Raw genomic sequence first — 15,549 nt, forward strand, 5'->3', positions numbered from 1 at the left:
GAAGAAGATGAGGAACTTTACGACACTGACTGCGTCCCTCGCACTGGCCTTGGGAGCTACTGCCACAATGGCGCAGGAAAAGGTTATGGTGGGAGAGCCCAGCTGGCCCGGTGCCAAGATCATGAGCCGTGTGATCGGTCAGGTCATCGAAACCCGACTGGGTGGCGAGGTCGGCTATGCGCCAGGTGCCAATGCCGTGATCTTTGCCGCGATGGATGGCGGGCGCGGCGACATCGACGTACACCCCGATGTCTGGCTGCCAAACCAGTCCTCGTTCACTGATGAATATGTCGATCAGAAAGGCACTGTGGCGCTCTCTTCCGGCAGCTACGAAGGCCGCGCGGGGATTTGTGTTCCGAATTACATGGTTGAGGACCACAGCATCAAATCGATCTATGACCTTGCCACGCCAATGGCGCAGGAGCTTTTTGACTCGGATGGCGATGGCATGGGCGAGGTTTGGGTCGGTGCATCCGGCTGGGCATCAACCAATACCTTCAAAGTGCGTGTTCGCGACTATGGGATCGAAACCTTTCTGACCCCCACCACAGAAGACGAAACCGTGTTCTATTCGCGACTGAAGGATCAGATTGATCAGAAGAAGGGTGCCGCCTTCTACTGCTATGCACCGCATTATGTGCATGCGCTTTATGATGTGACCATTCTGGAAGAACCCGAACACGACGCATCGACCTACAAGATGGTACAGCCAGATCAGGACGCAGATTGGTACAACAAATCACATGTCAGCACCGGCGAACCGGTCAAAACCGTGACCGTTGCCCATTCGAAGTCGCTGGAACAGCGCAATCCGGCGGCGGCGTCTTTCCTGAGCGGCATAAACATGAATGCCGATCAGCTCAGTGCTTTGACCTATGAAGTCGTCGTCAAAGGGCGCGATACCGATGAGGTTGTGGCCGAATGGATTGCCGCGAACGGCGACACGGTCGATGGCTGGCTTGGTCTGAAAACCAACTGATACCAATGGGTCCCTGGCTCAACATTGCCGGGGACGCAATCTGCAAGCTCAACCAAAGTGGGGCCAGTATGACGGCGGATATCGCAATCGATGCACGTGGCGTGTGGAAGGTGTTCGGAGCACGAGCGCAGGACGCCCTGGAAGCTATTCACAGCGAGGGGCTGAGCAAGGCGGAAGTGCTGGACCGGTTCAACTGCGTTGTCGGGGTCGCTGATGCCAGCTTCGAAATCGAGCGCGGTGAGCTGTTCTGCGTCATGGGCCTGTCCGGATCGGGTAAGTCGACCTTGGTCCGTCATGTGAACCGACTGCTGGAGCCCACGGACGGTCACATCTATTTGGACGGTGACGACGTAATGGGTTTGAACGATGAGGGATTGCGCGATCTGCGCAACCGCCGGGTCGCCATGGTGTTCCAGAACTTCGGCCTGATGCCGCACCGTACCGTACGCGACAACGTCGCCATGCCACTGGAAATCCGCGGCACCGGCAAAGCGCGTCGCTGGGAAGAGGCGGATCGGGTTCTGGAGCTTGTGGAGCTCAGCGGTTGGGAAGACAAATACGCCCATGAACTGTCCGGCGGCATGCAGCAGCGTGTCGGTCTTGCCCGCGCAATCGCGGCTGACCCCGAAATTCTGCTGATGGACGAGCCATTCTCGGCCCTCGATCCGCTGATCCGCAAGCAGTTGCAGGATCAGTTCATGGAGCTGAGCCACAAGCTCAACAAGACCACGATGTTCATCACGCATGACCTCGACGAAGCTATCCGCATCGGCCACCGCATTGCGATCATGAAAGATGGGCGCATCGTTCAAATCGGCACGCCTGAAGAGATCATCCTGAACCCCGCTGATGACTATGTCGCCGATTTTGTTGCCGGGATCTCAAAGCTCAACATGATCTTTGCCCATGCGGTGATGAAGCCGGTCGACGAATTCGAGGCGCATCACGGCGAAGTCCCGGAAGATGCGAAAGAGGCGCATCCCGACATGGACCTGTCCGACCTGATGAACCTCTGCGTCGACGGGCATGGCGTGGTTGCCGTGACGCAGGAAGGCAAGACAGTCGGCGTGATCAACCGCGCGGGGCTGATCCGCGCCATTCAGGACAGTCAGGCATAAGGGGACGGTGATGAAACACGTTGATGCACAACAGGTTCAACCTGAAACTGCCGACCGGTTGGAAAGCCTGATTGGTGAGTTTGTCGGGCAAAGCCAGGCGTATTACCAAAAGACCTTTGCATATATGATGCAGGCTCCGGGTTATCGGTTCACGCTGAACAAGGCTGCTGCGCTCCTTGGCCCGATCTGGTTTGGGGCGCGCGGCCTATGGTCCTGGTTTCTGGGGTTTCTGGTTCTGGAGACGTTAGCTTACATCCAAATAGGCTTGGGCCTGTTTGGCGATCTGGGGCGCGAGTTCCGCGAACGCGCCGCTCAGATCGAGCAGACGCTGGAGTTAAGGCGCCAGCAGATTGAAGCGGCTGAGCAATCCGGTGCTGCGTCGCTGGATTCTCTCAAACGCGCGGCAGAATCTCTGGAGGGCGCTCTGGCCGGAGCGCAGGAGGCCGCTCAAAGTGCCGATTCCACCGGTATCACATACCTTGCATTGGGTATCGCCCTGTTGTTGGCAGTGAAGTTTCTTGCTGCATCGCTGGCAAACTGGACATTGGAAGGGCAGTTCGCGCGCTGGCGGTCGGATTCCGGTGTGGCGCATGGTTGGTCCGTCACGCGGACGATCGTTGCCGCGGTGTTGACCGTTGTGGTTGTTGTTCTGTCTGCCATCAAGTTTGCACAGCCTGACGCGCTGACTGTCCTGAAGACATTTCCGACCAACCGCGACTGGCGGTTGAATGTCGGAGACGGAGTGCAGGCCGTCTTTGAATGGACCAAAACCGCGGGGCGCGGATTCTTTGATGGGTTGACCTATGGAATGCGCACCCTGTTGGACTGGATTGAGGTTGTTCTGGTCGATACCCCATGGCCGGTAGTGTCACTGGTAATCATCATGCTGGCCTATCTTTCTGCGGGCTCGCGCGTGGCGATTTTCACCGGCGCGGCGCTGGCCTATCTGGGCTTGCTGGATTTCTGGGAAAAAGCGATGACTACCATTGCCTTGCTGGGGGCCGCCGCGCTGATCTCGATCACTTTGGGCATTCCGCTTGGCATCTATTGCGCGCGCCGTCCACGAGCCTTTGCCATCGTGCGCCCAATCCTCGACTTCATGCAGTCCATGCCGTCCTTCGTGTATCTGATCCCTGTTGTCGCCTTTATCGGTTCAGGTAAACCCGCTGGTGTCGTTGCGACCATGATCTTCGGCAGCCCTCCGGTGATCCGCTTTACCGTATTGGGCCTTCAGCAAGTGCCCGAAACAGTGCGCGAGGCCGCGCTGGCCTTCGGCGCGACACCACGCTACCTGCTTTGGCGTGTTGATCTGCCCTTGGCTCACAAGACAATCATGGCCGGAGTGAACCAGACAATCCTGATGTCGCTGGCCATGGTGGTTGTTGCGTCACTGATCGGTGCGAAAGGCCTGGGTGAAGATGTTCTGGAGGCACTTCAGTATGCGGCAGCGGGACAGGGCATTCTGGCGGGCCTCGCGATCCTCTTCTGTGCGCTCATTCTGGACCGCATCGTGGCCGGAAAAAGGTAAAGTCGGTCACCATAAATCTCGCTGATCCCTGCTTAAAGGATCTCACCTCTTTGGTCTGACGGCAAAGGGGTGAGAGCTTCGCCGTTGAAATCCCAGTGAATGAAAGTCTGGCGGAACTCTCTAGATCTTGGCGGAATGGGCACGGGTTTTGATAGCCTCGTTCATTCGAAGGGAAAGCTGTCCAAACGCTGATATCCGGTTTCCGTCACCAGAACCTGGGTCTCAAGCTTGATGCTCTCCGACCCGAGCTCACCAATCAGGCTCTCAACGCAGACAACCATTCCCGGCAGGAATTGCCCCGACATCGCCGCGGGACCCCAATCCACATGCAATGGAATAACAGGCCATTCATCAGCCATACCTACGCCATGCACCGCCAGAGAGTACCGATAGGGAATATGCGTTTCGGGTATGCGCCAGCTTTTGTCGTTGAACTCTGAAAAACTGACGCCGGGTTTTACCAGATCGAGGTTGTGCTGTATCTGCGCAAGCGCTGTATCATACAGGCGCCGCTGGGTCGGACTCATGGGCTCATAACCACAGGTCCAGGAACGGGAAAGATCCGCGCAGTACCCATAGGGCCCGATCATGTCCGTATCGAACGAGATCATCTCACCCGATTGGCACACGCGGTCTGAACATTCCTGATACCAGGGGTTCGTTCTTGGCCCGCATGTCAGCAACTTGGTTTCCAGCCAATCTCCGCCAGACCGTGCATTCTCAAAATGCAGATGCGCCCACAACTCGCGCTCGGTTGTACCGGGGCAGGAATGTTCGTAAATTCGGGCCATGCCGGCCTCGCACACGCGGATCGTCCACCGCATCAGTTCGATTTCATCGGGCGACTTGATAGATCTGGCGATTTCGGTGATCTGCGTTCCCTCGACATAGGTCAAACCCCGCGTTTCCAACGCGTGGACGCCACTGCCGTCCAATTTGTCACAGGCAATGCGGCGGTTCCCGCCTCCATAGCGGCTCACCAAATCGGCGATCTCGTCAGCCCAGGCATTGGTTGCTGTTTCAACCTTGTCACCGGACGCCATGAACATCCAGGTTTTGGCAATTCGGATTTCGTCAATTCCGGGCAGGTTTTCGCTTTGGTGCAGGCAACCTTTGAATTCGAACATGATCGCCGGGCCACCAGTCAGGATCAGCGCATATCGCATCGGGTTGTGCAGCGTCCAAACCTGCATGTTCGTGCAGTCGAACGCGTAGCGGATATTGCAAGGATCATAGAGCAGAAGGGCAGCGCAATCCGCTGCCTCCATTTGCTCTCGCAGCCGCCGCAGACGATAGGATCGCGCCCGGTTCAGGGTCTCGGCGGGCACAGGGCTTTTCAAAGGCTTGTCAGCGCCTTCTGCGTTCAGATAGGTCAGTTTGCGGTCGTCTTTGAAGGCGGGATCAATATTCATGCGGCCCGCCCGTAGAACCCGATGCGTTCTTCCTCGGAAAACAGTACACCGGGCTTTTCATAGTAGGAGAAGACGGCAATAATTCGATCCTGATCACCGACGACAGGTGTGACCCGGTGTGCCGTGTTTTTGCCTTTGAATATATTCAGCGTACCGGGCTCCAATTCAATCAGTGTTGGTGTTCGCCGCCCTTCCAGCAGGTCGGCCACGCCGTCATAATTGGGATCGGTATCGCTGCGCAGGTTCCGGTCGTATTCAAATGCACCGCCATGTTTTGGGGATTGCAGCAACAAGGTCGTGGTAAACTCGGATCGGTCGAAATGCCAGTTCAGCGCCTGGCCATGGGAATAGGCCATGACATTCACCCGGGCCAATGGATCATCCATCGTGTACAGCTTTGGTTTCTCCATCACCGCGGCGAGAAATTGAGCGAATGGTGGCCATTCATATAGCTGTATGACAAGGGCGGTGCCCATCTGATCGGCGCAAATCGTTCGGTTTGAAGTGTCGAACTCAGTCAATGCGGGATGCTTGGCATCCAGTCCTTCGATTGATTTCTGGAAGTAGATGTTGTGACGGCGCGCGTGGACAAATGCTTCGCGCTCCAGGACTGGCTTAAGCTGGTCAACCGCCTGCAATATCGCGGTCTCGCGAACGAATCCCGGCAGGTTGAACAGACCGTCCTGTTCCAAAGAAGCCTTGCAGGTCTGAACCAGTTCCATCCAACGGTCGCCGTCCGGCTCGTCCAGAGGATATCGGTCGAGATTGATCAGGTCATACATGCTGCGCCCTCCATCGTGATGAAAAAAAGGCTATGGCTGGCGCCCCCTTTTAATCAACAGTATTTCTAATTATCGTCCGAAAGAAAAACTTTCGGAGGTGTTCATGAATTCGATTGCCCCACTCAATGCCCTTCGTGCTTTCGAGGCCGCAGCTCGCACCGGTTCATTCACTAACGCAGCCAGCGAACTGGGTGTCAGTTCCGCCGCCGTCAGCCAGCAGGTGAGACTCCTTGAAGATTTCTGGCAGAAGACGTTGTTCATTCGTCAAGGCAATCGAATTTCTCTGACTGATGCGGGACAGGCGGCCTATCCCGAGCTGGCCCATGCGATGTCCACCTTGGGCGCGTTGTCCGACAAAATGCAGCGCAAGGCTCAGCGGCAAAAACGACTGACGCTCAGCGCCCCGCAATCCGTGGCTGAAACATGGTTGGCACCCAGACTGGCGGCACTGGAATTCGGCGCAAAGTGGGCTCCGCTAAGTGTTCGTGTTGATGAAGACCCTATCGACCTTGTGACTGACAAGGTGGATATGAGGATATTCTACGGCCATGATTTGTATGGGGATTATCACATCGAAACGTTGTTTTCGGATAAGTTGGTGGCGGTGGCCTGCCCGCAAATTGCAACGCTGTACGATTACGGATTAGAGACGATTGAAGACCGGTCGTTCATTCACACGGACTGGGGTCGAGGGTTCGCGTCATCGCCAAACTGGACCGCAGCGCTGATGGGGCAACGAAGCGTTGACCCAAATCTTGGTTTGCTCGCGCAGTCCAGTAGTACGGCCCTCAACCTCGCGCGCCACGGATTGGGTGTTGCGCTGGTGCCTGCGATGATGGCAGCCGATGATCTTGCCGCACGCAGGGTCGTTCAGATGAAACTGACTCCTTTGGAGCTGACGCAAGATTATCGAGTTGCGTTTCCAAAAAGACTTCGGTCAAATCCCGAGGTTCAGCAGATCGTCGCGGCCCTGCGCGGCAATTGAAGGCTTGCGCAGTTTTTGTTCGGGACCGGGCCGTAAACACTGCTGAGTGAAAACCATTCGATCATCGAAAATTCGTTCAATCACCCTGCCCATGGACGCTTCTTGTCGTGGTGTTGAGCCCGACTGATGCCTGTCGATTTGCATGGAGCGAGGTGAACCGGGGGATTGTCCCGACCACTCGATTGACTCGCATTCCGGGGCCATTTCGATGCAATGGCGAACCAACTATGCCTCGGTGCATTTCGCAGATCAGATTACGGCTAAAGTGCCGACAGACACACATGAAGGCGCGTACTCGTTGTCAATCTGGTATACGCTTCAGGAAAAGCTATCAGGTTCCTGCCACGTTCCGGTATCTTTGCCGGATTCGGGGTAAAAGCAGCTCAAGTTTCGGCAAAGGGTATTCATGACATTCTTAAAAGAACCGGTGGTCCATTTCTTTATTCTGGGGGCTGTAATATTTGCGTGGTTTTCGCTGTCGGATGCCTCTACCGAGGCTGTAGTCGAAGCCCGCATCACAGTTGACGAACCGGACGTCGACCGATTGATCAGCCAGTTTCAGGCAACTTGGCAGCGTATTCCGACACTCGATGAGCTGGACACTATGGTCGACAGGCTGGTGCGAGAAGAGGTTCTCGTCAGGGAGGCCCGGACACTGGGCCTGGACCGTGGCGACAGCATCGTCCGAAACCGATTGGCGCAAAAGATGGAGTTTCTGACGACCTCACTTGCACAGGCCGCAGAACCGTCCGACGACGTGTTGAAAGAGCATATGAATGAAAACCAAAGTACATTCTTGCAGCCTGGTCGCGTTTCGTTCCGGCAAATAGGTTTTGGTGAGGATGAAGAGGGATTGCGGGCTGCCATGACAGCCTTGAAAACAGGGGCTGAACCCGCCGGTTTTGGCTCGGTCAGCTTGTTGCCAAATGAAATTCCGCTCTCTTCCGCCCGGAGCGTGCAGGGCGTTTTTGGCGGGAATTTCTTCGAACAGGTTGAGGCCCTGCCGGATGGCGAATGGGCAGGACCAATCCGATCGGGTTACGGCCTGCATCTGGTATATGTCATGGATCGTCGATCTCCGAACCTGCCGGACTTCGAAGAGATCCGCGATGAGGTGTTGTCGGATTGGCGGCGCAATCTGAAAGATGCTCTGTCGCAGGCGCAGTTTGACGATCTGGTGGATTTGTATGAGATAGACAGACCGTCTCGCGACCAACTGGCGATGAGATTGCAACGATGAACCTGAAACGTGTCTTAATCGCGTGTGTTCTGCTGCTTTTGCCTGTTCAGGCGGCAAACAGCCACGCGTTGGAGCCGGGATTCCTCGACCTGAGACAGCGAGGCGAAACAGGTTGGCAGATCTTCTGGCGTGTTCCGGATGTGAACGGCTCGCCCATGGCCATTTCGGTCGAATTGCCAGGCGGTTGTACACAAAGCCAGACGCCCGAGCAGGTTTTTGACGGTTCAGCATGGATTGCCGCATGGGGCGTGACCTGCACGGCTGGGTTGGAGGGCGAAGCGCTTTCAATTCAGGGCCTCGAACTTCAGCGCACTGACGTGCTTGTGCGGCTGCAATTAACAGACGGATCGACAGAGACACACAGGCTGACGCCGCAGAACACCAGCTTTGACGTGCCCACGCAATCGTCAGGGTTGTCCATGTTCTTTAGCTATCTGGGGCTGGGTTTCGAACATATCCTGGCCGGCTGGGATCATCTTTTGTTTGTTTTTGCACTTCTGGTGTTGATTAAGGATGTCCGAAGACTGGTGATTGCGATCACGGCTTTCACCGTTGCCCATTCAATAACTCTGGCGCTTGCTTCCCTTGGGCACGTCACTGTTCCCGGTCCCCCTGTCGAAGCAGTCATCGCGCTTTCGATCGTTTTTCTGGCGGTCGAAATCATCAAGCGTCAGAACACGCAGGAGAGCCTGTTTGAACGGGCGCCCTGGTTGATTTCGTTCGCATTCGGGTTGTTGCACGGCCTCGGTTTTGCCGGGGCGCTGCGGGAAATCGGCTTACCACAGGGGGATATTGCCACGGCTTTGCTGGCGTTCAATCTTGGTGTCGAAGCCGGGCAACTTGTCTTTGTTGCCTTTGTTCTGGGAATTGGGCTTACCCTCGCGTGGATTTGGCCACGGTTGCGCCAGTTTTGGCGGCAGCCCCAGAACGTGATTAACGTCATATTCGGGTACGCTATCGGAGCAGTTTCGACGTTCTGGGTGGCCGAGAGGGTCGCAGCATTCTAGCGGTAGTAGTGCCAATTCACTGGCACAGTGATGACCTGGTCATCAATTGTAATGCGCGTCGGACAAAGTGTAATGCAATACAAACAAGCCGGTTTGCGTCGTTGCTGAGCGGATCAGTCTTCAAGTGCATCACTCGATTTGGCCAGCGGTGCGGTTTCATAACGAATTCCGCGTCGCAGCGATGCGACGGACGATTTCGGGCGAGACTTGAACTGGCGCGCTATTTCGCCCGCGATCTTCGGATCTTCTTTAATCAACGCGCGCAGTGTTTTCCCAATTGCATCGCGGTTCTCACGCGCACCGAATAAGTGCTGGATCACCACGGCCTCAACCATGGCTTCTTTGCTCTCGGAACTCAGACCGTCTTCCAGCATGGCCGCGCGCACGACATCAACACCCGCTGGCCCATCACGTTCGATGATCGCAGTCGCATATGCCCCGACCACCTTACCCTTCGAATTGGCAACCGCTTGTCGAAACCTTCGGTATAGAAACTGACGGGCATCTTCATCCCTGCCGAGCCCAAGAATGAGAATTCTTATGGGCTTCAGACCTAATGCGCGCGGATTAGAAGAATCATCAATTAACACGTTGCTGTCTGAAGTGATGCTCAAGGATCGGAGAATAGCGTACGGCGCCTGATCCAGCTCGGTGAGAGCAAGATTTCGAATCGACGGGCTTTCGTGGTTGATCAGCGATCCAAAGTACTCGTAACGGTGATGCACTTGCGAAGGCCATGTCTCAAAATTGGAGAGGATATGGTTGAATATCGCCGCATTAGACTGGTCGATATAAGCAAGCCTGGTCCATGTTCCTGTCTTTCCACTTCGCGCAAAAAGAACTTTGTCGTCTGCGCTTCCAGCAAGTTTTCTGCGTGTCGCACTATCCACGAGAAAAGGGACGTCCGCTGTTTCAACACTCCCGCGAACGGCTTTTATTGATTTGTACTGAAAAGGGTCTTCCGGGTCGGCAATTGCCAAGACGACGGTGTCACTGCCCAGGAGAGTGGAAACCAAGCTGACGCGCGGTGACAGCGCATGGAAGCCACATGCCGACGCCGGTGCTGGCAACGACGCCACAAAGCCGATCAAGACTGCCGCGAACGTGAAAAACGCTTTCATAAGCTGCCGTCCAAGTTGCCGATTATGCGCAATTTATCACGATTCGCCGCACATATATGAATTTCGTGACGTGATTAGGCGAACGCCTCTGAGTGTATGCGCATGCGTAGCTTTCTGTTCCATACGTCTCGAAGCCCGCCAAGGATTGAAATCAAGTATTGACGCGCTTTCTTTATTTCCATATTTCGCGAAATATGGAAAAAGAAATTGCGAACCAACTTGCTATCCTTGGCCACCCTCAGCGCATTTCCGTGTTTCGCATGTTGATGCGACGCTATCCTGACGCCGTTCCGGCCGGAGAGGTGGCATCCGAGCTGGCCATAAAAGCCAGCACCTTGTCGAGTTACCTTAACGCACTGCAACGGTCGGGATTGGTTTCGCAGCAAAGATCCGGAACATCTCTTCTGTACTCAATTGAAATGAAAAACGTGCAGTCGATGCTCGACTATCTGGTCGTGGATTGCTGCCGTGGTCGCCCTGATATCTGCATGCCCTTTACCAAAGGAAATGACACAATGACTGACCGGAAGTTCAATGTACTATTCATCTGCGTCGGCAATTCCGCGCGCTCAATTTTCGCTGAGTCTCTGCTGCGCGAGATCGGTGGAGACAGATTCAACGTCTATTCCGCAGGCACGAAGCCATATTCGGAGCTTAATCCGTTTGCCGTCCAGGTTTTGAAGGATAAGGGACACGACACCTCGGTTCTCAGATCCAAGAACGTGTCCGAGTTCTCGGCGCAGGATGCGCCAGAAATGGATTTTGTCTTCACCGTTTGTAATCAGGCGGCCAACGAGGAATGTCCCGCATGGGAAGGGCAGCCCATCAGTGGTCACTGGGGTATGGTTGACCCGGTCAAGACCGAAGGAACAGATGCCGAAAAGAGTCTTGCCTTTCAAAGCGCTTATGGCGCGCTGAGGCGCAGGATCGAAGCCTTTACGTCCTTGCCGATCGAAAGCCTTGATCGGATCGCATTGCAATCCGCCGTAGATGAAATCGGTAGGACTCCTATTGAGGAAACCAAATGACAACTTACGCTGTGAACGGCCTGGGCCGAATGGGAAAGCTGGTCCTGAAGCCGTTGCTGGACAGGGGTGCAAATATCGCCTGGATCAACGATTCAGTGGGCGATGCGGCGATGCACGCGCATCTTCTGGAGTTCGATTCTGTGCATGGGCGCTGGGATGCCACCTTCGAGCATGACGCAGACAGCGTAACCGTCAATGGAACGCGATTGCCTTTCGTCGGCGCCAAGGACCTGAATGCCTTGCCGCTGGAAAACGTTGACGTTGTCATCGACTGCACCGGCGTATTCAAAACCGAAGCCAAACTGGCCCCGTATTTCGAGGCCGGCGTGAAGAAGGTAGTCGTTTCAGCCCCGGTCAAGGATGGGCCGACCGCAAATGTCGTCATGGGCGTGAACGAGGACATATATGATCCTGCCGTGCACAGCATCGTGACAGCGGCGTCTTGCACAACCAACTGTCTGGCGCCGGTGGTCAAGGTTATCCATGAGAATTTGGGCATCCGCCACGGGTCGATGACGACGATCCATGATGTGACCAACACCCAAACCATCGTGGACCGCCCGGCCAAAGATTTGCGCCGCGCGCGATCGGCCCTGAATTCGCTGATCCCGACGACAACCGGCTCGGCGACGGCAATTACGCTGATTTACCCCGAACTCACAGGGCGGTTGAACGGCCATGCCGTTCGGGTCCCGCTGCTGAATGCCTCGCTGACCGACTGCGTATTCGAGGTTGAAAAGGCAACGACCGTCGAAGAGGTCAACGAGTTCTTCAGAGTCGCAGCGGAAGGCGAATTGAACGGAATACTCGGCTATGAAACGCGACCGCTGGTGTCGACCGATTACACAAATGATGAACGTTCATCGATCATCGACGCGCCATCGACCATGGTCGTGAACGGAACGCAGGTGAAAATATATGCCTGGTACGACAACGAAATGGGTTATGCCTATCGTCTGGTTGATGTGGCGATGATGGTCGGGGCATCGTTGTGACCCGAAAACCCGAAGGTCTGTCGGCCTATATCGCGGTTACGGCAGCTTATTGGGCTTTTATGCTGACCGACGGGGCGCTCAGGATGTTGGTGCTGTTGCACTTTCATACCCTGGGCTTTTCGCCGGTACAGTTGGCCTATCTGTTTGTTCTCTATGAGATCGCGGGCATGGTCACAAACCTTACCGCAGGTTGGATCGCGGCCCGGTTTGGGCTGACCTCGACCCTATATTCAGGTCTGGGTCTGCAGGTTGTGGCGCTGTTGGCGCTGACCCAGCTTGACCCGAATTGGGCGATTGGAGTTTCGGTTGCTTTTGTCATGATCGTTCAGGGGGCAAGCGGGGTTGCAAAGGACCTTGCCAAGATGTCCTCGAAATCCGCTGTCAAGCTGCTGGCGCCAACCGAGGGCGGGGGATTGTTCCGCTGGGTTGCAGTTTTGACCGGCTCCAAGAACGCGGTCAAAGGTTTGGGCTTTCTACTTGGGGCTGCACTGCTTGCGACATTGGGCTTTACCTGGGCAGTTCTGGTCATGGCGATCGTACTTGCAGCGATCCTGGCGGCTGTTGTCATATTCATGCCGCCGGGGCTTCCCAAAGGGCGCAAAGGTGCAAAGTTTTCCGAGGTCTTCTCGAAATCAGCCAATGTGAACTGGCTGTCAGCCGCGCGCGTCTTCCTTTTCGGTGCGCGAGATGTGTGGTTCGTGGTCGGCATTCCAATCTATTTCTACGCCGTATTGTCCGATGGCACCGAGGAAGGAAACCGCACCGCGTTCTTCATGATCGGCACGTTCATGGCTGTTTGGGTGATCCTGTACGGTGCCATTCAGGCCGGTGCTCCCAAAATTCTGCGTGCCTCGGACCGAACCGAAAGTGACCTGATCCGGGCCGCGCGCAACTGGGCCGCAACGCTGTTTTTCGTGCCTGCTGTTCTGACCGTGGCCGTGTTGGTATCGTCCGGGCCAGAGACCTGGCTGACGGTCACTCTCGTGATCGGGCTTCTGGTGTTCGGTGCGATTTTCGCGGTGAACTCGTCGCTTCATTCCTATCTGATTTTGGCCTTCACCAAATCCGAACGGGTCACGATGGACGTTGGGTTCTATTACATGGCCAACGCAACTGGCCGGCTGCTGGGAACCGTGTTGTCCGGCCTGACCTATCAGATTGGGGGGCTACCACTTGTACTGGGCACCGCCGCATTGATGGTCGCCCTTGCAGCGCTGACGTCCGGCAAGCTGAGCGCACACACAGCCGAGGCAATTTCATGAGCATATTCGAACGTTACCTGACTGTCTGGGTTGCCCTTGCCATGGTCGCCGGCATCCTGATCGGCTTGGCGGCACCCGGTCTTGTGGGGCTTGTCGCGTCGGCCGAGGTCGCCAGCGTCAATCTGGTTGTGGCGGTCCTGATCTGGGCGATGGTCTATCCCATGATGGTTGGTGTCGATTTCGGCGCCGTTGCCGGTGTTGCCCGGCAGCCGCGCGGGCTGATCGTGACACTTGTCGTCAACTGGCTGATCAAGCCGTTCACCATGGCCCTTTTGGCTGTTTTGTTTTTTGATTATGTCTTCGCTCCGTGGATAGAGCCCGAGGACGCCGCTCAATACACGGCCGGTCTGATCCTGTTGGGGGCCGCACCCTGCACGGCAATGGTGTTTGTGTGGTCGCAACTGACCAGGGGCGATCCAACCTACACGTTGGTTCAGGTCTCAGTAAACGACCTGATCATGGTGGTGGCCTTCGCGCCGATTGTGGCATTCCTGCTGGGGGTTACCGACATCTCGGTGCCCTGGCAGACCTTGGTACTGGCGACCGTGCTTTATGTTGTTTTGCCTCTCATCGCCGGTCTGATCACCCGTCGCAGGCTTGGCTCATCAGAAGCAATCGAGGCTTTTTCGGCTAGAGTAAAGCCGTGGTCGGTCATGGGGTTGATCGCCACGGTTGTCATTCTGTTCGGTTTGCAAGGTCAGACCATCCTCGCGAAGCCGGTCGTCATCGTTCTGATTGCCGTTCCCATATTGATCCAAAGCTACGGAGTGTTTGCGCTTGCCTACGGCGCGGCCTTCGCGCTGAAGGTTCCCCATCGCATTGCCGCACCATGCGCTATGATCGGAACATCCAACTTCTTTGAACTGGCCGTCGCCGTCGCGATCAGCCTGTTCGGTCTGAATTCGGGGGCGGCTCTGGCAACGGTCGTCGGCGTCCTGGTCGAGGTCCCGGTCATGTTATCGCTTGTGGCATTTGCAAACCGGACACGAGCGCATTTTCCTGAGCCCGCCACGTGACAAACAAAAGGGCTATTGCCTTGGTAATCTGCTGACTCAATCCTGAGGTCTGGACCAGCGGACAATTAGATTGGCCACTATCGGTGCGCCTATGATCACCAGCACAATCCGCGTCAGGTGGTGGGTGATCACGAAGCCCAGATCAGCGCCCGACACGATCGCGAGCACGGTCATTTCCGCCTGACCGCCCGGCGCAAAGGCCAGGAATGCTTCGACCGGGCGTCCAAGGCCAAGGGTCGTGACGACCGCAGTGAACGCCGCCGCCAGAATGGCTAGTACGACGACATATGCGACACCGGCCGCAACGACCCGTTTAAGCTCGCGCCATGTCACACCAACGAACTTCACGCCAATTGCGCAACCAATGAAGAATTGTGCCAATAGAACAGCCTCACGCGGGGGGCGGGTATGAATGAAATCACCTAACGACAGCGCGGCCGTCAGGATCATCGGCCCAAGAATTGAGGCGCCGAAAAGACCAATTCTCTCTCCGCCCTTCCATCCGACGATGGCAGCCACGACCATAAGCAACAGTTCGTGGATTGGCAGTTTGCTGGCGGGCTCACCGATCGGATTGGTCAGTTCGGCGTCGTAAAACACCGTCAGAAACAATGGCGCCAGTGTCACGATGATCAGCACGCGCGTTCCATGGATCAAAGACAGCGTGCGCGGGTCGGCGCCTGCTTCTGTGCCGAAGATAATCATGTCCTGCAATCCGCCAGGCATGGCTGCATAGAATGCGGTCTTGTCGTCAAACCCCCAGACCTTCCGAAAGAACGGGACCCCGACCAGCGCGATCAGGATGATAAAGAATGGGATCAGCATGATTGATGCCGCCATTTTCGGAAGCTCGGCGAACAGGCTGGGTGTGATCGAAGCCCCAACAGCGACACCCAGTATTGTCCTTGCAGCAATCGAGACCTGTCCGAATCCTTCCAGAGGTGCGTGCGCCAATGCGGCGATAAGGCAGGCTGTCATCGGTCCAAACAGAAACGGCAGAGGCAAGTCCATAGCCCAGAAAACCACTGTGCCCAGAACCGCAAGGCCAAAAGTCAGTGACCTCTGCATCAGGGGTG

Annotated in this window: 14 protein-coding genes; 10 read left to right on the forward strand and 4 right to left on the reverse strand. The window is 56.0% G+C overall.

Annotated elements, in window-relative coordinates; translation table 11 throughout:
- Positions 1 to 7: 7 nt before the first annotated feature.
- The 3 genes from AC2TEL_RS17575 (at position 8) to AC2TEL_RS17585 (ending at position 3,625) form a co-directional block, all read left to right on the forward strand.
- Positions 8 to 979 carry an ABC transporter substrate-binding protein gene (locus AC2TEL_RS17575; RefSeq protein WP_480905732.1) on the forward strand — a complete coding sequence of 324 codons (972 nt, stop codon included), beginning with the start codon at positions 8 to 10 and terminating at the stop codon, positions 977 to 979.
- Between the two features lie 68 nt (positions 980 to 1,047).
- Positions 1,048 to 2,097 carry a quaternary amine ABC transporter ATP-binding protein gene (locus AC2TEL_RS17580; RefSeq protein WP_480842765.1) on the forward strand — a complete coding sequence of 350 codons (1,050 nt, stop codon included), beginning with the start codon at positions 1,048 to 1,050 and terminating at the stop codon, positions 2,095 to 2,097.
- Between the two features lie 10 nt (positions 2,098 to 2,107).
- A complete protein-coding gene (locus tag AC2TEL_RS17585; protein ID WP_480905735.1) occupies positions 2,108 to 3,625 on the forward strand; it encodes an ABC transporter permease in 1,518 nt (505 codons plus the stop codon).
- 161 nt (positions 3,626 to 3,786) lie between these two features.
- Here AC2TEL_RS17585 and AC2TEL_RS17590 read toward each other — a convergent pair whose 3' ends face one another.
- A complete protein-coding gene (locus tag AC2TEL_RS17590; RefSeq protein ID WP_480905738.1) occupies positions 3,787 to 5,037 on the reverse strand; it encodes a M24 family metallopeptidase in 1,251 nt (416 codons plus the stop codon).
- Positions 5,034 to 5,819, reverse strand: coding sequence for a HalD/BesD family halogenase (locus AC2TEL_RS17595; RefSeq protein WP_480842759.1), 786 nt, complete (start codon positions 5,817 to 5,819; stop codon positions 5,034 to 5,036). The genes AC2TEL_RS17590 and AC2TEL_RS17595 overlap by 4 nt, the downstream gene beginning before the upstream one ends.
- Positions 5,820 to 5,922: 103 nt before the next feature.
- Here AC2TEL_RS17595 and AC2TEL_RS17600 point away from each other — a divergent pair, with 103 nt between their 5' ends.
- The 3 genes from AC2TEL_RS17600 to AC2TEL_RS17610 all read left to right on the forward strand — a co-directional run bounded on the left by AC2TEL_RS17600 (position 5,923) and on the right by AC2TEL_RS17610 (position 9,051).
- A complete protein-coding gene (locus AC2TEL_RS17600; RefSeq protein ID WP_480842757.1) occupies positions 5,923 to 6,804 on the forward strand; it encodes a LysR substrate-binding domain-containing protein in 882 nt (293 codons plus the stop codon).
- Positions 6,805 to 7,210: 406 nt separating this feature from the next.
- The gene (locus AC2TEL_RS17605; RefSeq protein ID WP_480842755.1) at positions 7,211 to 8,044 is read left to right on the forward strand and encodes a peptidyl-prolyl cis-trans isomerase; all 834 of its coding nucleotides are present in this window, start codon (positions 7,211 to 7,213) and stop codon (positions 8,042 to 8,044) included.
- The gene (locus AC2TEL_RS17610) at positions 8,041 to 9,051 is read left to right on the forward strand and encodes a HupE/UreJ family protein (protein WP_480905741.1); all 1,011 of its coding nucleotides are present in this window, start codon (positions 8,041 to 8,043) and stop codon (positions 9,049 to 9,051) included. The genes AC2TEL_RS17605 and AC2TEL_RS17610 overlap by 4 nt, the downstream gene beginning before the upstream one ends.
- 113 nt (positions 9,052 to 9,164) lie before the next feature.
- On the opposite strand, the gene AC2TEL_RS17615 is transcribed toward AC2TEL_RS17610, so the two are convergent.
- Positions 9,165 to 10,172, reverse strand: coding sequence for a hypothetical protein (locus AC2TEL_RS17615; RefSeq protein ID WP_480905744.1), 1,008 nt, complete (start codon positions 10,170 to 10,172; stop codon positions 9,165 to 9,167).
- Between the two features lie 194 nt (positions 10,173 to 10,366).
- Here AC2TEL_RS17615 and AC2TEL_RS17620 point away from each other — a divergent pair, with 194 nt between their 5' ends.
- Genes AC2TEL_RS17620 through arsB form a run of 4 tightly spaced genes read left to right on the forward strand, consistent with a single transcriptional unit; the run spans position 10,367 to position 14,473 of the window.
- On the forward strand, positions 10,367 to 11,200 hold the full coding sequence (locus tag AC2TEL_RS17620) for an arsenate reductase/protein-tyrosine-phosphatase family protein (protein ID WP_480842749.1): 834 nt from the start codon (positions 10,367 to 10,369) through the stop codon (positions 11,198 to 11,200).
- Positions 11,197 to 12,195 (forward strand): ArsJ-associated glyceraldehyde-3-phosphate dehydrogenase, encoded by a 999-nt coding sequence (locus AC2TEL_RS17625; protein ID WP_480905747.1) that lies wholly within the window; start codon positions 11,197 to 11,199, stop codon positions 12,193 to 12,195. The genes AC2TEL_RS17620 and AC2TEL_RS17625 overlap by 4 nt, the downstream gene beginning before the upstream one ends.
- Positions 12,192 to 13,457 (forward strand): organoarsenical effux MFS transporter ArsJ, encoded by a 1,266-nt coding sequence (gene arsJ / locus AC2TEL_RS17630; protein WP_480842745.1) that lies wholly within the window; start codon positions 12,192 to 12,194, stop codon positions 13,455 to 13,457. The genes AC2TEL_RS17625 and arsJ overlap by 4 nt, the downstream gene beginning before the upstream one ends.
- Positions 13,454 to 14,473: an ACR3 family arsenite efflux transporter gene (gene arsB, locus AC2TEL_RS17635; RefSeq protein ID WP_480905750.1), complete on the forward strand. Its 1,020-nt coding sequence runs from the start codon at positions 13,454 to 13,456 to the stop codon at positions 14,471 to 14,473. Before arsJ ends, arsB begins: the two co-directional genes overlap by 4 nt.
- Positions 14,474 to 14,509: 36 nt before the next feature.
- Here the strand turns inward: arsB and AC2TEL_RS17640 are convergent, their stop codons facing one another.
- On the reverse strand, positions 14,510 to 15,541 hold the full coding sequence (locus tag AC2TEL_RS17640) for an AbrB family transcriptional regulator (protein ID WP_480905753.1): 1,032 nt from the start codon (positions 15,539 to 15,541) through the stop codon (positions 14,510 to 14,512).
- Between the last annotated feature and the right edge of the window lie 8 nt (positions 15,542 to 15,549).

The organism is Ruegeria sp. HKCCD9138, assembly GCF_057220975.1.